At 74.2% G+C, this 17,032-nt stretch carries 17 protein-coding genes and 2 pseudogenes; 9 read left to right on the top strand and 10 right to left on the bottom strand.

The annotated features are described in order from the left end of the window. Nucleotides 1-4: 4 nt before the first annotated feature. The gene (locus CRYAR_RS24285) at nt 5-1,183 is read right to left on the bottom strand and encodes a hypothetical protein (protein ID WP_035855424.1); all 1,179 of its coding nucleotides are present in this window, start codon (nt 1,181-1,183) and stop codon (nt 5-7) included. Nucleotides 1,184-1,296: 113 nt separating this feature from the next. Here CRYAR_RS24285 and CRYAR_RS24280 point away from each other — a divergent pair, with 113 nt between their 5' ends. Then, on the top strand, nt 1,297-2,073 hold the full coding sequence (locus CRYAR_RS24280) for an alpha/beta fold hydrolase (RefSeq protein WP_035855423.1): 777 nt from the start codon (nt 1,297-1,299) through the stop codon (nt 2,071-2,073). Here the strand turns inward: CRYAR_RS24280 and CRYAR_RS24275 are convergent. Next, nucleotides 2,055-2,837: a phytanoyl-CoA dioxygenase family protein gene (locus CRYAR_RS24275; protein ID WP_051570890.1), complete on the bottom strand. Its 783-nt coding sequence runs from the start codon at nt 2,835-2,837 to the stop codon at nt 2,055-2,057. The two genes, CRYAR_RS24280 and CRYAR_RS24275, sit on opposite strands and share 19 nt — an antisense overlap. 49 nt (nt 2,838-2,886) lie before the next feature. On the opposite strand from CRYAR_RS24275, the gene CRYAR_RS24270 reads away from it, so the two are divergent. Together CRYAR_RS24270 and CRYAR_RS45985 are read left to right on the top strand one after the other, a co-directional pair. Continuing rightward, nucleotides 2,887-3,258 (top strand): VOC family protein, encoded by a 372-nt coding sequence (locus tag CRYAR_RS24270; RefSeq protein ID WP_035855422.1) that lies wholly within the window; start codon nt 2,887-2,889, stop codon nt 3,256-3,258. Nucleotides 3,259-4,125: 867 nt separating this feature from the next. Further along, nucleotides 4,126-4,873, top strand: a pseudogene (locus tag CRYAR_RS45985) (IS5 family transposase). A gap of 214 nt (nt 4,874-5,087) precedes the next feature. On the opposite strand, the gene CRYAR_RS43570 reads toward CRYAR_RS45985, so the two are convergent. From CRYAR_RS43570 to CRYAR_RS48180, 4 genes and pseudogenes are all read right to left on the bottom strand, one after another. Further along, entirely contained in the window at nt 5,088-5,576 is a 489-nt protein-coding gene (locus CRYAR_RS43570) for a hypothetical protein (protein ID WP_084700896.1), read from the bottom strand. 194 nt (nt 5,577-5,770) lie between these two features. Continuing rightward, nucleotides 5,771-5,887, bottom strand: a pseudogene (locus CRYAR_RS50890) (IS5 family transposase); the annotation flags it as partial. A gap of 99 nt (nt 5,888-5,986) precedes the next feature. Continuing rightward, on the bottom strand, nt 5,987-6,766 hold the full coding sequence (locus tag CRYAR_RS24255; protein ID WP_051570888.1) for a class I SAM-dependent methyltransferase: 780 nt from the start codon (nt 6,764-6,766) through the stop codon (nt 5,987-5,989). Then, nucleotides 6,763-9,462, bottom strand: a complete 2,700-nt coding sequence (locus tag CRYAR_RS48180; protein WP_035866153.1) for an ATP-binding protein — start codon at nt 9,460-9,462, stop codon at nt 6,763-6,765. The genes CRYAR_RS24255 and CRYAR_RS48180 overlap by 4 nt, the downstream gene beginning before the upstream one ends. Before the next feature lie 89 nt (nt 9,463-9,551). Between CRYAR_RS48180 and CRYAR_RS24245 the strand changes: the two genes are divergently transcribed. Further along, nucleotides 9,552-10,106 carry an OsmC family protein gene (locus CRYAR_RS24245; RefSeq protein ID WP_035855421.1) on the top strand — a complete coding sequence of 185 codons (555 nt, stop codon included), beginning with the start codon at nt 9,552-9,554 and terminating at the stop codon, nt 10,104-10,106. 45 nt (nt 10,107-10,151) lie between these two features. Further along, nucleotides 10,152-11,315, top strand: coding sequence for an NAD(P)/FAD-dependent oxidoreductase (locus CRYAR_RS24240; RefSeq protein ID WP_211247613.1), 1,164 nt, complete (start codon nt 10,152-10,154; stop codon nt 11,313-11,315). Here the strand turns inward: CRYAR_RS24240 and CRYAR_RS24235 are convergent. Both CRYAR_RS24235 and CRYAR_RS24230 read right to left on the bottom strand, forming a co-directional pair. Further along, complete coding sequence (locus CRYAR_RS24235) at nt 11,272-11,796, bottom strand: PadR family transcriptional regulator (RefSeq protein ID WP_035855420.1); 525 nt, start codon at nt 11,794-11,796, stop codon at nt 11,272-11,274. The two genes, CRYAR_RS24240 and CRYAR_RS24235, sit on opposite strands and share 44 nt — an antisense overlap. A gap of 9 nt (nt 11,797-11,805) precedes the next feature. Beyond that, nucleotides 11,806-12,312, bottom strand: a complete 507-nt coding sequence (locus CRYAR_RS24230) for a MarR family winged helix-turn-helix transcriptional regulator (RefSeq protein WP_035866147.1) — start codon at nt 12,310-12,312, stop codon at nt 11,806-11,808. Between the two features lie 42 nt (nt 12,313-12,354). Between CRYAR_RS24230 and CRYAR_RS24225 the strand changes: the two genes are divergently transcribed. The 4 genes from CRYAR_RS24225 (at nt 12,355) to CRYAR_RS24210 (ending at nt 15,577) form a co-directional block, all read left to right on the top strand. Continuing rightward, on the top strand, nt 12,355-13,386 hold the full coding sequence (locus CRYAR_RS24225) for an LLM class flavin-dependent oxidoreductase (protein ID WP_035855419.1): 1,032 nt from the start codon (nt 12,355-12,357) through the stop codon (nt 13,384-13,386). Continuing rightward, nucleotides 13,383-14,051: an NADPH-dependent F420 reductase gene (locus CRYAR_RS24220; RefSeq protein ID WP_035855418.1), complete on the top strand. Its 669-nt coding sequence runs from the start codon at nt 13,383-13,385 to the stop codon at nt 14,049-14,051. The genes CRYAR_RS24225 and CRYAR_RS24220 overlap by 4 nt, the downstream gene beginning before the upstream one ends. Before the next feature lie 81 nt (nt 14,052-14,132). Next, complete coding sequence (locus tag CRYAR_RS24215; RefSeq protein WP_035855416.1) at nt 14,133-15,347, top strand: alpha-amylase family protein; 1,215 nt, start codon at nt 14,133-14,135, stop codon at nt 15,345-15,347. Nucleotides 15,348-15,361: 14 nt separating this feature from the next. Then, nucleotides 15,362-15,577 (top strand): hypothetical protein, encoded by a 216-nt coding sequence (locus CRYAR_RS24210; protein WP_035855415.1) that lies wholly within the window; start codon nt 15,362-15,364, stop codon nt 15,575-15,577. 45 nt (nt 15,578-15,622) lie between these two features. On the opposite strand, the gene CRYAR_RS43565 is transcribed toward CRYAR_RS24210, so the two are convergent. Both CRYAR_RS43565 and CRYAR_RS24200 read right to left on the bottom strand, forming a co-directional pair. After that, the gene (locus tag CRYAR_RS43565; protein ID WP_051570886.1) at nt 15,623-16,498 is read right to left on the bottom strand and encodes a DUF4352 domain-containing protein; all 876 of its coding nucleotides are present in this window, start codon (nt 16,496-16,498) and stop codon (nt 15,623-15,625) included. Nucleotides 16,499-16,553: 55 nt separating this feature from the next. Continuing rightward, on the bottom strand, nt 16,554-17,027 hold the full coding sequence (locus tag CRYAR_RS24200) for a hypothetical protein (protein WP_035855414.1): 474 nt from the start codon (nt 17,025-17,027) through the stop codon (nt 16,554-16,556). Nucleotides 17,028-17,032: the final 5 nt, after the last annotated feature.

Genomic DNA, 17,032 nt, shown 5'->3' with positions numbered 1-17,032 from the left:
GACCTCACCCGTAGGCGCGGATGCGCCGGAGGAGGCGCTGCTGAGCCCGCCACCGTACGTCGGCGGTCAAGCTGCCGACGCCACCCGCCAGGGCGCCGGCGAGCGCGCCGGCGAGCAGGGCCCAGCCGGGGGCGGGTTCCAGCCGCAGCGCGAGCAGCGGGGTGCGGAAGACCGCGAGGGAGATCGCGAGGTCGAGCCCGCCGGCGGTGAGGAGGGCGGTGAGCGCGAGGATGAGCCCGAGGGCGGCCCCCGCCACCACCGCCTCGGTCCCGGCGCGCCGCCACCGTCCGTCGGCCGTGGTCCGCGGGGTGGCCGGGAACGGACGGGGGTGCGGGCCCGGTCGGCGCGCCCGCAGGGGCGGGGTCGCGTGCGGGCGGGGTGCGGTGAGGGCCAGGGCCGCGGTGGCGAGCAGGACGAAGACGGCCGTGGCGGGAGCCCAGGCGCCGGGCAGCCAGTCGGCGCGGCTCACCGCGGCGTCCACCAGTTGCGCCGACGGCCCGCCGGGCCCCGTCAGCGAGGACGCTCCGACCGCGGCGAGCACCGCGTTCGCGCCGAACAGCAGCGCCGCCCCGGCGAGCGCGGGCTGCCGCCCCACCAGGACCACGGCCGCCACCAGCCCGATCAGCACCGGCACGACCGCCCCGGCCAGCACCGTCACCATCACGACCCGGCGGTACGGCACACGCGTGAGCAGCGCGCCGGCGGCCGCCAGCCCCAGCACCGCCAGCAGACCGCTGAGCACCGCGGACCCGGGCTCGACCATGAGTGCCGCGCTCGTCGGCAGCGGCACCCGCCCGGCCGGCAGCGGGACGTCGACCACGGTGCTCCCCGCGCGCGAGAGCACCGCCAGAGCGACCACCGCCGTTCCGGCGGTCCCGGCCGCGCGCAGCGCGAGCGTCCGGAGCGGCGTCCGCGCCGAACCCCACGACACCAGCGCGAGGACGACGACGCCGGGCGCGGTGATGCCGAGCGGCACCACGTCGACGGTGCCGCGCAGCGCGATCGGGACCAGCGGCGTCGCGACCTCGCCGCTCAGCTCGGCGGGCGCGCCGGCGGCCGCGGAGAGGACCGCGGGGACCAGCGTCATCGGCAGGTCGAGGAGGGCCAGCGCGGTCACGGCGAGGCCCGCCGTCACGGCCAGGGCGGCGAGGGCGGCCGCCGCGCCGCGGAGGATGGGTGTCATGGGCGGCACACTGCTGGGCCGGGTTAGGTGTCCCGGCAGAAGTTCTGAGTGAGTTCTCAGAGCCGGCGAATCTCGCGTGCGGTGCCGGCACGGGGCGTGCGAGGCTCCGCCCCGTGGACATCTCTCTGCACGCGGACGACGGGACGCGCATCGCGGCGCGGCGCAGTGGGCGGGGTGCCCCGGTCGTGCTGGTGCACGGCACGGCGGGCGGGCTCGACTCGTGGGCGCCGGTGGCGCCGTACCTCGAGGACACGTTCGAGCTCTGGACGTACGCGCGGCGCGGCTACGCGCCGAGCGGCAGGCCCACCCGCCCGAAGTCCTTCGCCGACGACGTGAGTGATCTCCGTGCCGTGGCCGCGGCCGCGGGGGGCGGCGCCGGATCGGCCGCGGTGGTGGGCGCGTCGTACGGCGCGATCGTGGGCCTGCACGCGGCGCGGGCGGGTGGGATCGAGTCGCTCGTCCTGTTCGAGCCGCCGTTGTTCGCGGCGGGGACGGCGGGGGTGGCCGAGGAGTACCGGACGCTGGTGGCGGCCGGGGACCTGGCCGCCGCCAATCACCTGTTCGCCGAGAAGGTGGCCCGCGTACCGGAACCCCTCCTCTCCGCCCTGGCGGCGTCGAGCCCGGACCCGGCCGAGGCGGTCGGGTCGTCGCACGACCTGGAGGCTCTGGCCGCCGACTCGGGCGACGTCGAACGCTGGCGGGCGATCCACGCCAGGGTGCTGCTGCTGCAGGGCGGGGAGAGCTGGGATCCCCTTCCGTCCACCATGGATGCCCTGGCCGCGGTGCTCCCGGCATCCGAACGGGTCGTGTTCCCCGGCCAAATGCACTTCGCGACCCACACCGCCCCGGAGCTCTTCGCCGGCGCCGTGCGTCACTTCCTCGGCGCGTAGGCCTCCTCGCGCAACCCGGTCACGATCGCCCGCGCGACCGGCGACGGGTCCGACCCGTCGAGCGCGAACCCGCCGGCGTGCACCGCGGGCTGCGCGACCATCCGCGGCGTCACGCCCCGATGGGGCCAGGTCGCGGTGTGCACCAGGAACGGATGGCCGAGGAACACGTCACCGGCGCGCCCGGTGGCGTGCACGACCGTGCGGCACAGCACCGAGGGCCGCAGCCGCCCCAACGCGTCGTCGGGATGCATACCGGCCTCCCCGGCCCCGGCCAGCAACCGCGGCACCCACCGGTGCGACCCGATCGCCAGCCGCGTCGGCGCGTCGTGCTCACCCACGTCGGTGAACAGGAACAACGCCAGCAGCCCGCGGGCTCGCGACCGCACGTTGGCCCAGTACCCGCCGGTGCCCCGGTAGCTGCCCTCGATGTGCCAGCCGACGTCGCCGGGGAACTCCTCCGAGGGGAAGCGCACCGGCACGAGGCCCCCGACCCCCCGGCGGCGCCGCCAGCGGCCGGGCCCGATCAGCGCGTCGTACGCCGCCCGCAGCGCCGGTGACGTCCCGGCCTCGACGAACGGACCACCTTCCGGGCAGGGGACCGGGACCATCGGTCGCGTCCAGGTCGCCCGGTCACGGGTCACGCCGTGGCCGGCGAGCGCGTCCCAGATCGCGTCCCGGCAGGCCGCCGCCGTCTCCGGCGTGAGGGCGCCACGCACCACCACGTAGCCGTCGCGTTCGAACTGGTCGATGTCGCGTGCGTCCACGATCTCTCCACTCCGGAAAGTGTCGTACCGGTTCCCTAGAGTGCCTGCCATGGACTGGAAGATCGAGCTGATTCCCGTGCCGGTCACCGACGTCGACCGCGCCAAGGCCTTCTACGAGAGGGTCGGCTTCCACGCCGACCACGACCACCGGGTGCGTGAGGGCCTGCGGTTCGTGCAGCTCACCCCGCCCGGCTCCGCATGCTCGATCGTCCTCGGTGAGGGCATCACCGAGAAGGCCCCCGGCACCCAGGAGATCCAGGTCGTCGTCGCCGACGCCGGAGCGGCCCGCGCGCAGCTGACCGAGGCCGGGGTCGACGCGAGCGAGGTCGACCCGCAGCCGTGGGGCAACTTCGTCTACTTCACCGACCCCGACGGCAACTCGTGGTCGCTGCAGGGCCTGGAGTCACGCCCGAACGGCTAGCGCGTGCGTGAAGCCTCGTCGTTCGTGGGGTGATCTGACGAACGCGGAGTGGGTCCTCGCTGGGGTGTTGCTGCCGGCAAAAGCCAGGTGACCTGCCGCTGCGTTCGTAGTGGCAGGTCATCGACGGGATCCGGTGGCGGGTCCGCACCGGAGCGCCGGGCGCGACCGGGTCGCGGGTCGGGTCTGATCTGCGGGCGCGGGCGCGGGCGCGGGCGCCGGTGCCGGTGCCGGTGCCGGTGAAAGCGCTGATCACCGGGGATGTGTCGGTCGACTCGACCGTGGCCCGGGCCCACCAGCCCGCTGCCCGAGCTCGTAACGGGGGCAAGGGCAGACACACCCGCCGGGAGGTGCACCGCAGAGCCCAACGACCAGGGTCTGGGCGGTCACGCGGCGGGTTGGGCACCACGATCCAGCTCGCAGCCGAGGCCGGGCAGCGGCCGCTGCTGATCACCGCGGACAGGCCCGCGCCGCCCCAATTCCCACCCGCCCTGGACGCCATCCGCGTCACCGGTCCCACACCCGGCCGGTCCCACACCCGGCCGGCCCGCGCCCGGCCGGCCCGCGCCCGGCCGGCCCGGGTCCTGGCCGACAAGGCCTACGGATCCCGCGCCCACCGCGTCTACCGGCGCCGCCGCGGGATCCGCGCCCACCCTCCTGGCAGACCGGATCAGCCACCGCAAACGCCACGGCGGGCGGCCACCGGCTCTCCATCCCGAAACCTACGAGCAGCGCCACGTAGTCGAGTGCGGGATCAACCGCCTCAGAGGGCGTTCCGTGAACGCTTGTCCGGATCGGTTCGACGAGGGATCAGGCGTCTAGCGAGTGTCCTGTAAGTGGTCGAGCTGCGACGTCTGGTAATCCTGTGGCGTGGTAGGTCGGGGAGACCTGACTGATCGGGCGTGGGCGGTGATCGAGCCGTTGTTACCGACGTCTGGGCGTGGTCGTCGGTGGCGTGATCACCGGCAGGTCATCAACGCCATTCTGTGGAAGACGCGGACGGGTGCGCCGTGGCGTGACCTGCCTGAACGGTAACGACCGTGGAAGACCGCGCACGAACGGCTGCGGCTGTGGACCGCCGATGGCACCTGGCAGAAAATCCTCGATCACGTGATCGTCGAAGACGACTCCGTCGGTGAGGTCGAATGGATCATCAGCATCGACTCCTCCGTGGTCCGGGCGCATCAACATGCGGCCGGTGCCCGCACAAAAGGGGCTGCGGAGCCGGGTCGGGCGGCGGGATCGACGTCGAGGACCTCGCGGTCGAGGGCGAAGGACTCGGACGGTCCCGCGGGGGGGCTGAGCACCAAGATCCACCTCGCTGTCGACGGGCGCGGCCCGCCGATGCAGATCGTGTACACGCCTGGTCAGGCCGGTGACAACCCGCAACTGCTGCCTCTGCTCGACGGGATCCGGGTCGCCCGGATCGGGCGGCCAAAGGCTCGACTGGTGGCCGCCCCCCGGCCTCGAGCCGCGGGCCTACAAGCAGCGCAACGTCGTGGAACGCTGCTTCAACCGCTTCAAACAGTTCCGTGACCTGGCGACCCGCTACGCCAGATGGACGGCCTACCACCAGTCAGACCCCATCCTCGCCGCGATCGTGCTCTGGCTCCGATGACTTGCAGGACACTCGCTAGGTCGTGTCCTGCGGATCTCGCTCGCAGCGAGGCACCGCTCGGGCGCCGTCGGGCAAGGCGGAGGACTATCCGGCTGCCGCTGGGTAGTGGGCAGCTGTTGTATCCGGATGGTCCGACACCGCGGCCTGGCGGCGGCTGAGCGGAGCCGCGGCCGAGCACGGATTCGCAGGACACGGCCTGGTTCGGATGCGTGCTCTAGCCGTCCGCATGGCTCTCCGTGATCCACGGCAAGCCTGCCATGGGCGCGCCTTCCAGACTTCGTGGATCGACACTCCAGAACCCGGCGAGTGTGAGCGCGGTTTCTTCGTCCGGCCAGGGGCCGGCGTCCTCGTCATCGTCCGGCTCCGGCTCCTCCGGCCATTCCGGCCAGCTGTCCGGGAGGAAACCGACGCCCAGCGCGTGTTCCTCGGCTGTGCGCTCACCGATGTCGAAGAGCGCTTCCTCGCGCTCGCCGAGGTATCCGAAGGCCCGCTCGACGACGCCGCCGCTCGCCCTCCCCCACGCGTAGTAATCCGCGCTGCGGATCGACCCGAAGTATTGGACTTGTCCGAGTGACGCGCTGAGGCCGGCCAGCCACGACGCGAACCGGCTGTCGTCCGGAGCCGGCACACTCCTCGATGCCGCGAGGGTCCAACCATCGATGGGCGGCGTCACCATCCACTGGCCGGCGTAGGCGGCGGTCACCGCGTCTTCCCACGGCGCCTGCGAAAGTCGACCGAGCCCCAACGCCGCAGCTACAGCCTCGGCGCTCTGGGAATGCACCGCAAGCCACTCGATCTCCTCCGGTCGGGTCGAGAGCGAACAGGCCTGGTTGGGCTTCGGTCAGGACGTGCCGTCTGACCAGGCGTTTGGATCTGCGTTCGTCGTGGGCAGGCTCCTCGCCAGGTCGGGGTGCTGGTGCCGGTCAGCCGGCGGACCATGTTGACCGTCGAGGCCCATGACGTGCGCGAGACGCTGGTCTCCGGCCGGGACTCGCATCCGCGGACCAGCCGGCGGTCCCAATCAGCGCCCACTGCGCGTCGGTCAGGTCACTCGGGTAGGCCCCGGCCACCGCGAACCGGGCGACTACCAGCGAACCGCCCTCTCGAACAGCCCTAGCGGGCCTCCGCTTCGATCAGCCAGCACGCGGTGGGCAGGCGCACCTCGCCGTCGTGCACCCAGCGGTCGTAGGCGGGGCGGATCGTGTCGTACACCCGGGTGGAGGTCTCCGCGTCCGCGTCGGCCAGCGCGGAGGCGAGCGGCCCGATCCGGGTGAGGTACACCTCGAGGTCCGGCTCGGGCATCCGGCACTCGATGTCGAGCGGACGGATGTCGACGTCCGCCCACCCCGTGGCCTCGAGCCCGGCCCGGGTGGCGTCCGGATCGGCGAGGCCGTACGGGCCCGGTCCGGTCGTCGGACGCTCCTCGAGGTCCGGAAGCACCGCCCGGGCCGCCGGCACGGCCGCGCGCAGGAAGGGGTTCTCCTCGGCGGTCCGCCACACGACGAACCGCAGCGCCGCGCCCTGGACGCAGGCGCGGCGCAGGTTCGCGAACGCGGCCAGCGGGTCGTCGAAGAACATGACGCCGAACCGCGAGATCACGGTGTCGAACCCGGCTTCCGGGAACGGATGGGTCTGCGCGTCCGCGAGAACGAACTCGGCCCCGGCCCCGGCCCGCTTCCGTGCGGCGGTCACCATCGGGTCGGAGATGTCGACGCCCACGCAGTGGCCGTGGCGGGTCGCGGCGATCGTCGTGGCTCCCGTTCCGCAGCCGACGTCGAGGATCCGGCGGGCGCCACCGGGCGGGATCGTGTCGAGCAGGGCGTCGGCGAGGGGGCGGTAGAGCACGTCGAGCACGGTGGCCGCCTCGACCCACCCGTTCCAGGTCGTCGTCATGCCAGCGAATATGTCCGGTCGCGCTGGTACGGGCAACCGGCACGCGCGAACCGCTCGGCCAGCGCGGGCAGTTCCGCCCGGTCTCCCCGCAGCAGCGCGGCGCTGCGGTCGATGATCGTCAGCGCGATCGGGTTCGTGCGGGCCACGCCGCGGGCCACCGGCAGCCGGTCGGCGGCCGAGGGGTGTCCGGCCAGGACGGACGCCTCCGCCCACAGCGCCGCGTACCACGCCTGCCAGGTCACCAGGTTGGCGTTCGCCCAGTCCGCGCCGTCCTCGGGCTCGGCCGCCAGCCGGGCGAACGCCGCGGCCGCGTCGCCCCGGTGCAGGTCGACGAGCGCGTCGAGCACCGGCACCCAGCCCGCCCGCTGCCGGATCACCTCGGGGTACGCGCCGAGCAGCGCCGTGGTGATCCCGGTCCAGTGCCGGCGGGCGTCGTCGTCCCCGAGCAGGCCGTGTACCGCGGCGACGCTGTACGCGCTCACGGCCAGGTTGCTGGCGACCGGACGGCCGGCCCGTACCCAGTCCCGCTCCATCCGCTCGCCGGCCTCGACGACCGCGCCGAACTCGCCGGCCAGCGCGTCGACGTCGATCCGGCGGGCCAGTCCGATGTGTTCCTCCTCGCGGTAGAACGGCAGCGCGGCGACGAGGTCGGCGTGCCGCCGGGCCTCGGCGAGGTCACCGGCGGCGAGGAAGAGGTTGCTGCCCATCTGGGCGGCGTCGAAGAACTCGAACCCGGTGCGGGCGTCGACCGGTTCGCCGGCCAGCACCGGCAGGCGTCCGCGGACGGCGTCCAGCGCGGCCGCGACGTCCCGGTCGGCGAGCTCGACGACGATGAGCTGGTCGAGCACCATGTTCTCCAGCAGCGGGTCGCCGGCGGCGCGGGCGAGCTCCAACGCGCGGAGGGTGCGCTGCCGCGAGCGTGCGGTCGCGCCCGGCGCCCAGCCCTCGGCCATCGCGATCGCGGCCAGGGCCCGCGGCCCGCCGGCCGAGACGGCCCGGGCCCGGGCCAGGCGCTCCTCGGTCTGCTCCGCGGTCACGGTGCGGCCCATGATGCCGCGGCACCGGTGCTCGTACATCGCGGCCAGCGCGAGGTCCTCGGCGGCGGCGTCGGGGTCGGCGGCGCCCGCCGCGGCCCGCTCGAGGAGGTCGACGGCGTCCGAGCCGAGGTTGCGCACCGCCGCCGCCCCGGCGGCGTACCGCAGGTAGCGGTGGCGCTCGGCCGGGTCGTCGGCGCGGTCGGCGGCCTGGGTGTAGCGCAGCTGGGCCTCGCCGGGGCGCCCCCGCTGGAACGAGACCGCGGCGACGAGGCCGGCCAGCCGCGCCGCCTCCGCTCCGCGCCCCGGCTGGGCCCCGAGCCACGGCAACGCGGCCCGCCCGTCGTCGAGCACCGCGTCCACCGCCGCGCACCACACCGACCGCTCTGCGGCCCCGTCCTCCCCGGCGCCCGCAGCCGTCGGGGCCACGCGCGGCGCCGGGCCGACCGCGTCCGCGAGCAGCGACGTCAGGCGTTCTCGCGCCCAGCGCACGTGCGCCTCCCGGTAGTCCGGGGACAGGTCCGCGGCGTACTGGCGAATCGTCTCCAGCATCCGGTACCGCGTCACCGCCCCCCGTCGCGGCGCCACCAGGTTCCAGTCGACGAGCCGCCCCAGCGCGTCCAGCGTCGCCGTCCGCGACCACCCCAGCACGGCGGCCAGCGACTCGGCGTCGAACCGGGCCGCGAACACCGACGCCGCACGCAGCGCCGCCCGCTCGTCCGGTCCGAGCAGCGCGTAGCTCCAGTCGATCGTCGCCCGCAGCGAACCGTGCCGGTGCTCCGCGCGGTACCCGGCGGTCAGCAGCGGCAGATCGGCACCGAGCAACCCGTCCAGCCCGATCGCCGGGACCCGGGCGGCGGCCAGCTCGATCGCCAGCGCCATCCCGTCCAGCCCCCGGCAGATGCCCCGGATGATCTCCTCGTCGCCGCCCGACGGAGCCGGCGCCCCACCGGCCACCATCCGCGCCGCGAACAACGCCCCCGCGTCCCCGGCGTCCACCGACAGCCCCGGTACCGCGAACACGCTCTCGTACGGCAGCATCAGCCGGATCCGGCTCGTGGCCAGCACCCGCAGCCGCGGGCAGCCGGTCAGCAGCCGCTCCACGCACGGGCGCACCCCGTCGACGACGTGTTCGCAGTTGTCGAGCACCACCACCCCGTCGCGCGCGGCGAGCGCGGCCAGCAGTGCCTGCTCCCGGTTCGTCCCGGCCCGCTCCGGCACGCCCACCGCGTCGGCGACCGCGGCCACGACCATCGCCGGGTCCACGATCCGCACCAGGTCGACGAACGTCGCGCCGTCGGGGTAGTCGCCGCTCACCCGGTGCGCGGCCGCCAGCGCCAGCCGGGTCTTCCCGACGCCGCCGGGCCCGGTCGCCGTGACGAGGCGGTCGCGCGACACGGCGTCGACGAGTGCGTCGAGCTCGCGTACACGTCCGACGAACGACGTGAGCGGGGACGGCAGCGTAGGCCGCGCACCCGCCGTCGGCGCCAGCCGGGCCAGCTCCCGCCGGTCGGCGACCGCGAGCTTGCGCAGCAGCGCCGACACGTGGCTCTCCACCGTGCGCACCGACACGACCAGCCGCGCGGCGATCTCGACGTTCGTGAGCCGCTCCGCGAGCAGCGCCAGCACCTCGGCCTCGCGGGCGGTCAGCGTCTCGGCCACGGACCCAGTCTTGCGTGGTGGCCACGGACGAACAACCTCCGTGGCGCGCACGGATGTCCCCGACGACCGGCGAGCCGACAGTGGAACGCATGACAACTGCACTCGCCAACGGCGTGGACACCGGTGCCCTGTTCGCCACGATCGACGCGGTCACGGCCGATCCCCGGATCGCGGAGTTCCGTTTCCGCGCGACCAACACCTGGGTCAGCGGCACCCACAACCGCTCGACGATCGACGGCTTCTACGGCGCCGGCCAGGAGCTCAACCACGCCGAGCCGCGCACCTACGACTCCGACCACCCCGCGGTGCTGGTGGGCGCCGACCAGGGCCCGACCGGGCCGGAGTTCCTGCTGCACGCGCTCGCGGCCTGCCTGACCGGCGGCATCGCGAACGTCGCGGCCGCGCGGGGCGTCACGCTGACCGAGGTGTCGTCCACCGTGGAGGGCGACATCGACCTGCGCGGCATCCTCGGCCTCGACGAGCGCGTCCGCAACGGTTTCTCGCAGCTGCGGATCAGCTTCCACCTGCGCGGCGACGATCCGGCGAAACTGCGCGACGTCGTCGAGCGCTCCGCCGCCCGCTCGGCCGTGCTCGACGTGCTCACGCACGGTGTCGCGGTCCGGATCGACGTCGACGGCGGCTGAGCCGCCACCGCGCACCGCCATCCGACCTGATCCGAACGGAGCACCGTGGCTGTGAACCTCCCGCTCTACTCGCGCCCGTTGTACTCGGCGTACGACGTGGTCGTGGTCGGCGCCAGGGCGGCCGGCGCGTCGACCGCGATGCTGCTGGCCCGCGCCGGGCTGTCCGTGCTCGTGCTCGACCGCGGCCGGTACGGTCTGGACACGCTCTCGACGCACGCGCTCATGCGCGGCGGCGTCGCCCGGCTCGCCCGCTGGGGCGTGCTGCCCGCACTCCGGGCGGCGGGAACGCCACCGATCTCGTCGGTGACGTTCCACTACGAGGCCGACGCCGTGAGCGTCGACGTCCGCCCGGGCGACGGGGTCGACGCGCTCTGCGCCCCGCGGCGCACCGTGCTCGACCCGGCCCTGGTCGACGCGGCCGTGCGGTCCGGCGCCGAGGTGCGCTACGGCTTCGAGGTCACCGCGCTGGACATCGACGTCGAAGGGCGCGTCGCGGGGGTGCGGGCCCGGTCCCGGCGGGGCCCGGACGTCGCGGTGCGCGCCGGCCTCGTGATCGGGGCCGACGGGGTGCGCTCGGCGGTCGCGCGGCTGGCCGGTTCGGTGGTCCGTCACCGGGCCCGGAACACCGGCGCCTACGTCTACGGCTACTGGTCGGGGGTGACCACGCGGGGCTACGAGTGGGCCTATCGACCCTCCGCCGCCGCGGGGCTGATCCCCACCAACGACGGACGGGTCTGCGTGTTCGCCGGGTCGAGCCCGGCGCGGGTGGGGCGCGGCGGGCGCGAGGTGATCGGCGCGCTGCTCGCCGAGGCGTCACCCGGCTTCGCGGCCCGGGTCGCGGCCGGGACGGTGCACGGGGTCGTGCGGACGTTCACCGGGCGCCCGGGTCACCTGCGCCAGGCGTGCGGGCCGGGCTGGGCCCTGGTCGGTGACGCCGGATCCTGGAAGGACCCGATCAGCTCCTCCGGCCTCTCCGACGCGCTGCGCGACGCCGAGCTGCTGGCCGGCGCGGTCGTCGCGGACGCGCTCGGTGACTTCGAGGCCGAGCGGGACCGGCGCACCCGGCCGCTGCTCGACCTCGCCGACCGGGTCGCCGGCTACCGCTGGGACGCCACCGAGATCCGCGCGCTGGTCCGGGCGATGAGCGACGCGATGAGGGACGACGTCAGCGAGCGGCCAAGGAGTCCAGAAAACGCAGTGCGGCGTTGACGTTCTCGACCCGCCAGCCGGCCAGGATCGCGCCGAAGCCCTCGGCGTGGTCGCGCTGGCTCTCCAGCGCGTCGCGGACCGGCGCGAGCGTCCGCTGCTGCGCGGCCACCAGCTCGTCCGGCGGCAGGTCGCGACGGAGCCGCAGCGCGAGCTTGACCAGCAGCTCCGAGCGCAGGTCACGGACGTGCGCCACGGGCTGGCGCAGCCACGCGCGCACCGCCGACCCGCCGTCGGCGGTGCTGCTCAGGATCGATCGCCGCGGGCCGCGGTCACCCGCCTCGGTCGCTTCGCGCCGGACCAGGCCGAGGTCGACGAGGCGGTCGATGCAGCGGTAGACGATCGGGCGCGGTACGTGCCAGGCGCGCCCGACGTCGTGCTGTTCCGCGGTCAGCGTCGCGATCGCGAAGCCGTGGGTGGGGTGCTCGTCGACGAGCGTGAGCACGATCCACTCCGGCAGGGACAGCGCGGGGAGCGCGGGCATCGCCCCAGCCTAGTGCGGTTCGCCCGGCCCGGAGGAGGCCGGGCGGCGCGAACGGCTCCGGTGCGCGTCCAGGGCGGCGGCGATCTCCCCGGCCGCGGCCAGCTGCTCCGGCGTGAGCGCGTCGACGAACAGTTCGCGGACCGCGGTGAGGTGCGGCACGGTCGCGGCCCGGAACGCGCGCGACCCGGCCGGGGAGAGCACCGCCTCCTGCCCCCGGTTGTCCCCGGTGCAGTTCTCCCGCCGGATCAGTCCCCGTCGCTCCATCCGCCCGAGGTGGTGCGACAACCGGCTGCGCTCCCAGCCCACCGCCTCGGCCAGCACGGACGAGCGCAGGCGCTGCCCCTCGGCCTCGCTCAGCGCCAGCAGGACCGCGTAGTCGCCGGGGGAGAGCCCGGTGTCGGCGGCCAGCCGCGCGGCCAGCGTCGCCTTCAGCGCGTCGGTGGTTTCGAGGAAGTCCCGCCAGACGGTGAGCTCGTCGCGCGTCGGCAGCCTTCGGGTCCGGGGAATAGCGGCCACCTCCAAGTGATTGACGTGTCAATGATACTGGAGGGAGCCGTCATGACAGAGCTCGAGCTGGGCCTCGACACCTTCGGCGACGTGCCGGCCGACGACACCGGCGCGCCCGTCTCGCACGCCGCCGCGATCCGCCAGGTGATCGACGAGGCCGTGCTCGCCGACGAGCTCGGCGTCGACGTCATCGCGCTGGGCGAGCACCACCGGCCGGAGTACTCGATCTCCACCCCGGAGACCGTGCTGGCCGGCATCGCGTCACGCACCCGGCGGATCAAGCTCGCGTCCGGCGTCACCGTGCTCAGCTCGGACGACCCGGTGCGGGTGTTCCAGCGGTTCGCGACCGTGGACGCGATCTCGAACGGCCGGGCGCAGGTGATCCTGGGACGCGGCTCGTTCACCGAGTCGTTCCCGCTCTTCGGCTACGACCTGAGCGACTACGACGTGCTGTTCGAGGAGAAGCTCGACCTGTTCGCCGAGCTCCTGAAGGAGCAGCCGGTGACCTGGGAGGGCACGACCCGCGCCGCGCTCGTCGACGCCGACGTGTTCCCGAAGACCGAGTCGGGCCACCTCGACACCTGGGTCGGCGTCGGGGGCTCCCCGCAGTCGGTCGTGCGTACCGCGCGCTACGGCCTGCCGTTGATGCTCGCGATCATCGGCGGCCCCGCCGGACGGTTCGCGCCCTACGTCGACCTGTACCGGCGGGCCGCCGAGCAGCTCGGCACCGAAGCGCACCCGGTCGGCATTCACTCGCCCGGCTTCGTCGCCGACACCGACGAGGAGGCCAGGGAGGCGTTCTACCCGGCGTACAAGGTGCAGCGTGACCGCATCGGCGCACTGCGCGGGTGGCCCCCGCTGCGCCGCGCGGAGTTCGACGCCGAGGTCGAGGGCGGCTCGCTCTACGTCGGCGCGCCGGAGACCGTCGCCCGGCGCATCGCGGAGTCGGTGAAGACGCTCGGCGTGGGACGGTTCGACCTGATCTACACCGTCGGCGCGCAGTCGGTCGGCGCCCGCACCCGGGCCGTGGAGCTGTTCGGCGCGAAGGTCGCGCCGCTGGTCCGTGACATGGTGGCGCAGTGACCACCCTCGGAATTCTCGGAGCCGGCAAGGTCGGCACGGTACTGGCCCGGCTCGCGGTGGCGGCCGGCTACGACGTGCTGATCGCCGGCTCCGGCGACCCGGCGAAGATCGCGCTGATCGTCGACGTGCTGGTGCCCGGAGCCCGGGCGGTGTCGGCCGCCGACGCCGCCGCGGGCGCGGACCTCGTCGTGCTGGCGTTGCCGCTCGGCAAGTACCGCGCCGTACCGGTGGAGCCGCTGCGCGGCAAGGTCGTCGTCGACGCGATGAACTACTGGTGGGAGATCGACGGGGTCCGCGACGACCTGACCGATCCGCGCACCTCGTCGAGCGAGATCGTGCAGGCGTACCTGCCGGAGTCGCACGTGGTGAAGGCGTTCAACCATATGGGCTACCACGACCTCGACGGCGAAGCGGGGGCGGCCGACCGCAAGGCGATCGCGATCGCCGGCGACGACGACGCGGCCGTGGCGACGGTCGCCGGCCTCGTCGACGCGCTGGGTTTCGACCCGGTCGTCGCCGGCCCGCTCGCCGAGGGGGTGCGGCTGCAGCCGGGCGCGGAGCTGTTCGGCGCCAACGTCGACGCCGCGTCCGTCCGCGCCCTGCTCGCCCGCTACCCCGACACCGCCCAGGGCCGCGCCGTGGCCGCCGCCCGGGCGGCCGGCTGATCGCGGGCAGAACCCGGAGCCGGGCCCGGCCGGTCCTCACCGGCGAAGTACCGTGATGGACCCGGCTCGGTGAGGAGCGGTATGGAGTGGGTCCAGCACGCCGTCTGGTGGCACGTGTATCCGCTGGGGTTCTGCGGCGCGCCGATCCGCGACCCGGACCCGGCCCCGGCGCCCCGGCTGCGGCGCCTGCTCCACTGGCTCGACTACGCGATCGAGCTGGGCACCAACGGGCTGCTGCTGGGGCCGGTGTTCACCGCGAGCACCCACGGGTACGACACCCTCGACCATTTCGCGATCGATCCGCGGCTCGGTGACGCCGACGATTTCGACGCGCTGATCGCCGCCTGCCGGGCCCGCGGCCTGCGCGTCGTCCTCGACGGCGTGTTCAGCCACGTCGGGCGCTCCCACCCCGACCTGGTCCGCGTGCTGCGCGAGGGCCCGGACGCGCCGGGCGCGGGGCTCTTCGACATCGACTGGGAGCGGCGTGAGCCGCGGGTCTTCGAGGGCCACGACGGGCTGGCGCGGCTGGACCACCGCAGCCCCGCCGCGCTCGATTACACCACCCGCGTGCTGACGCACTGGCTGGACCGCGGCATCGACGGCTGGCGCCTGGACGCGGCCTACTCGGTGGACCCGGCGTTCTGGCACGAGGTGCTGGGGCGCACCCGCGAGCGCCACCCCGGCGCCTGGTTCCTGGCCGAGGTGATCCACGGCGACTACGTCGCGTTCGCGGCGGCGTCCGGGGTGGACGCGGTCACCCAGTACGAGCTCTGGAAGGCGATCTGGTCCAGCCTCGCCGACCGGAACTTCTACGAGCTCGACTGGTCGTTGCAACGCCACCGCGAGCACCTGCGTAGCGTCGGGCTGAACACGTTCGTGGGCAACCACGACGTGACCCGCATCGCGTCCACCGTCGGCGAGGACGGCGCGCTGGTGGCGCTCGCGGTGCTGCTCACGGTCGGCGGGGTGCCGTCGATCTACTACGGCGACGAGCAGGGCTTCACCGGCGTCAAAGAGGAACGGCTCGGCGGCGACGACGCGGTCCGGCCGGCCTTCCCCGACGAGCCGGGGGAGCTCGCGCCGTGGGGCGAGCGCCTGCACCGCGCCCACCAGGACCTGATCGGCCTGCGGCGGCGCCACCCGTGGCTGCACGCGGCGACGACCGAGGCGCTCACGCTCACCAACACCGAGTACACCTACCGGGTCAGCGACGGCACCGACCACCTCGACGTCGCGCTGACCGGCACCGACGTGCGCGTCCTCGACGCGGACGGCGGGACGCTCTGGCACAGCTGAGCGATACTCGCCTCATGACGTGCACGGGGTGTGGTGCGCAGGAGTTCGACGACGGCTTCCTGGAGGACAGCGGCCAGTCGGCGCGGGGCTACACCCGCTGGATCGAGGGTTCGCTCCAGCGGGGCCTCTTCGGCGGGGCCCGGACGATGGGCAAACCGCGGCGCGAGATCCGCGCGTTGCGCTGCCGCGGGTGCGGGCGCCTGGAGCTGTACGCGGGCGACTACGTCTGACGCCGCGCGGCGGGCCGGCCGGTGCGCCGGCCCGTGACCGCGCGGTCAGGACACGGCGACGGCGACGCCCGAGCTTCCGAACGAGCCGAAGAGCGTGATCTTGGTGATCTTCTGCCCCTTCGGGATGTCCCACGCGACGACCATGTCCTCGCTGCCGCCGGGGGCGACGTCGCCGAGGAACTTGCTGGTGTCGTCGGGGTTCGACGCGACCGTGGCGGTGATGTCGGCGTCGACGGACGTGCCCGCGTCGGTCGTCGCCGCGTACTTCGACGCCGCGACCAGCGAGACCTCACCGCTGCCGACGTTCTTCACGGTGGCCTTCATCTGGCAGTACTGACCCTTGGGGTTGTACTTGGCGTACTGGCCGATCTCGTTGATGCCGCACTTCACCGACGTGACCGTGAACTCGGCGTCGCCGTCGCGGGCCGGCTGGTTCAGCGCGCCGTCCTGGCCGCCGGACGGAGCCTCGCTGGTGCCGCTCTCGGGCTCGCCGCTGGTGATCGCGGGAGGGGAGAAGCTGTAGCGCTCGGACGCATCGTTCGCCGCGTCCTTGGCGCCGTTGTACAGAAAGAAGCCGACAACGCCGCAGACAAGGCATAACGCGACAAAAACGCCACCGATGATCGCGGCGATCTTGCCGCCGTTGGACTTCTTCGGCGGCGGAACCTGACCGTACGGCGGCGGGCCCGGCTGGCCGTAGGCCGGCTGCCCGTACGGCGGCTGCTGCCCGTACGGCTGTTGCCCGTAAGCGGGCTGACCGTAGGGCTGACCTGCGGCGGGGTCGCCGTACGACGGCGGCTGCGGAAGCGACGACGGATCGCCGTACGGTTGCTGCGGGCCGGGGTTGTACGGCGGCCCCGAGCCGTGAGGCGGCTGCGGACCGCTTCCGTACGGCTGCTGCGGGTCGTTAGGGTACGTCATGAGTACGGAAGGTACCCCGGCCCGCCAGCCGCGCGCGGAGCGCGGTGCGCCCGGGTCAGCTCACCGCCTGGTGTGACGGGGCGCCGAGAGCGCGGTCGGCGGCCAGGGCGGCCTCGGCGCGGGCGATCCGGCGCCGGTTGATCATCGGGTTGACGAACGGCATCGCGCACCCGAGCACCCCCACCAGCGGCGTCAGCGCGTTGCGGAGCGTCGGGTCGTCGAGGTAACTGAGCACCCCGGCGACGATCAGCCCGGCGCCGACCAGGCCGAACATCCACCGCATCGAGCGCATCCGGCGCACCGCGTGCTCGTTCGCCGCGAGCACGTAGAGCGCGTGGGACGCGGCGGCGTCGGCGAGCTCGGGGCGGGTGACCGGCGTCCCGGCACGCACGGACCGGCGCACCTCCGAGCTCGCCGCCCGGTCGAGGCCGTCGGTGCCCTCCGGCAGGCCCGGGCTGCGTCCCCGCAGGAACAGCACCAGCACGGCGGCGACGACGATCGGCAGCAGCAGGAACCCGAGGTCGGTCATGCCGA

It is taken from the genome of Cryptosporangium arvum DSM 44712 (assembly GCF_000585375.1).
GTDB classification, from domain to species: domain Bacteria; phylum Actinomycetota; class Actinomycetes; order Mycobacteriales; family Cryptosporangiaceae; genus Cryptosporangium; species Cryptosporangium arvum.
This window is presented reverse-complemented; position numbering and strand designations above follow the sequence as displayed.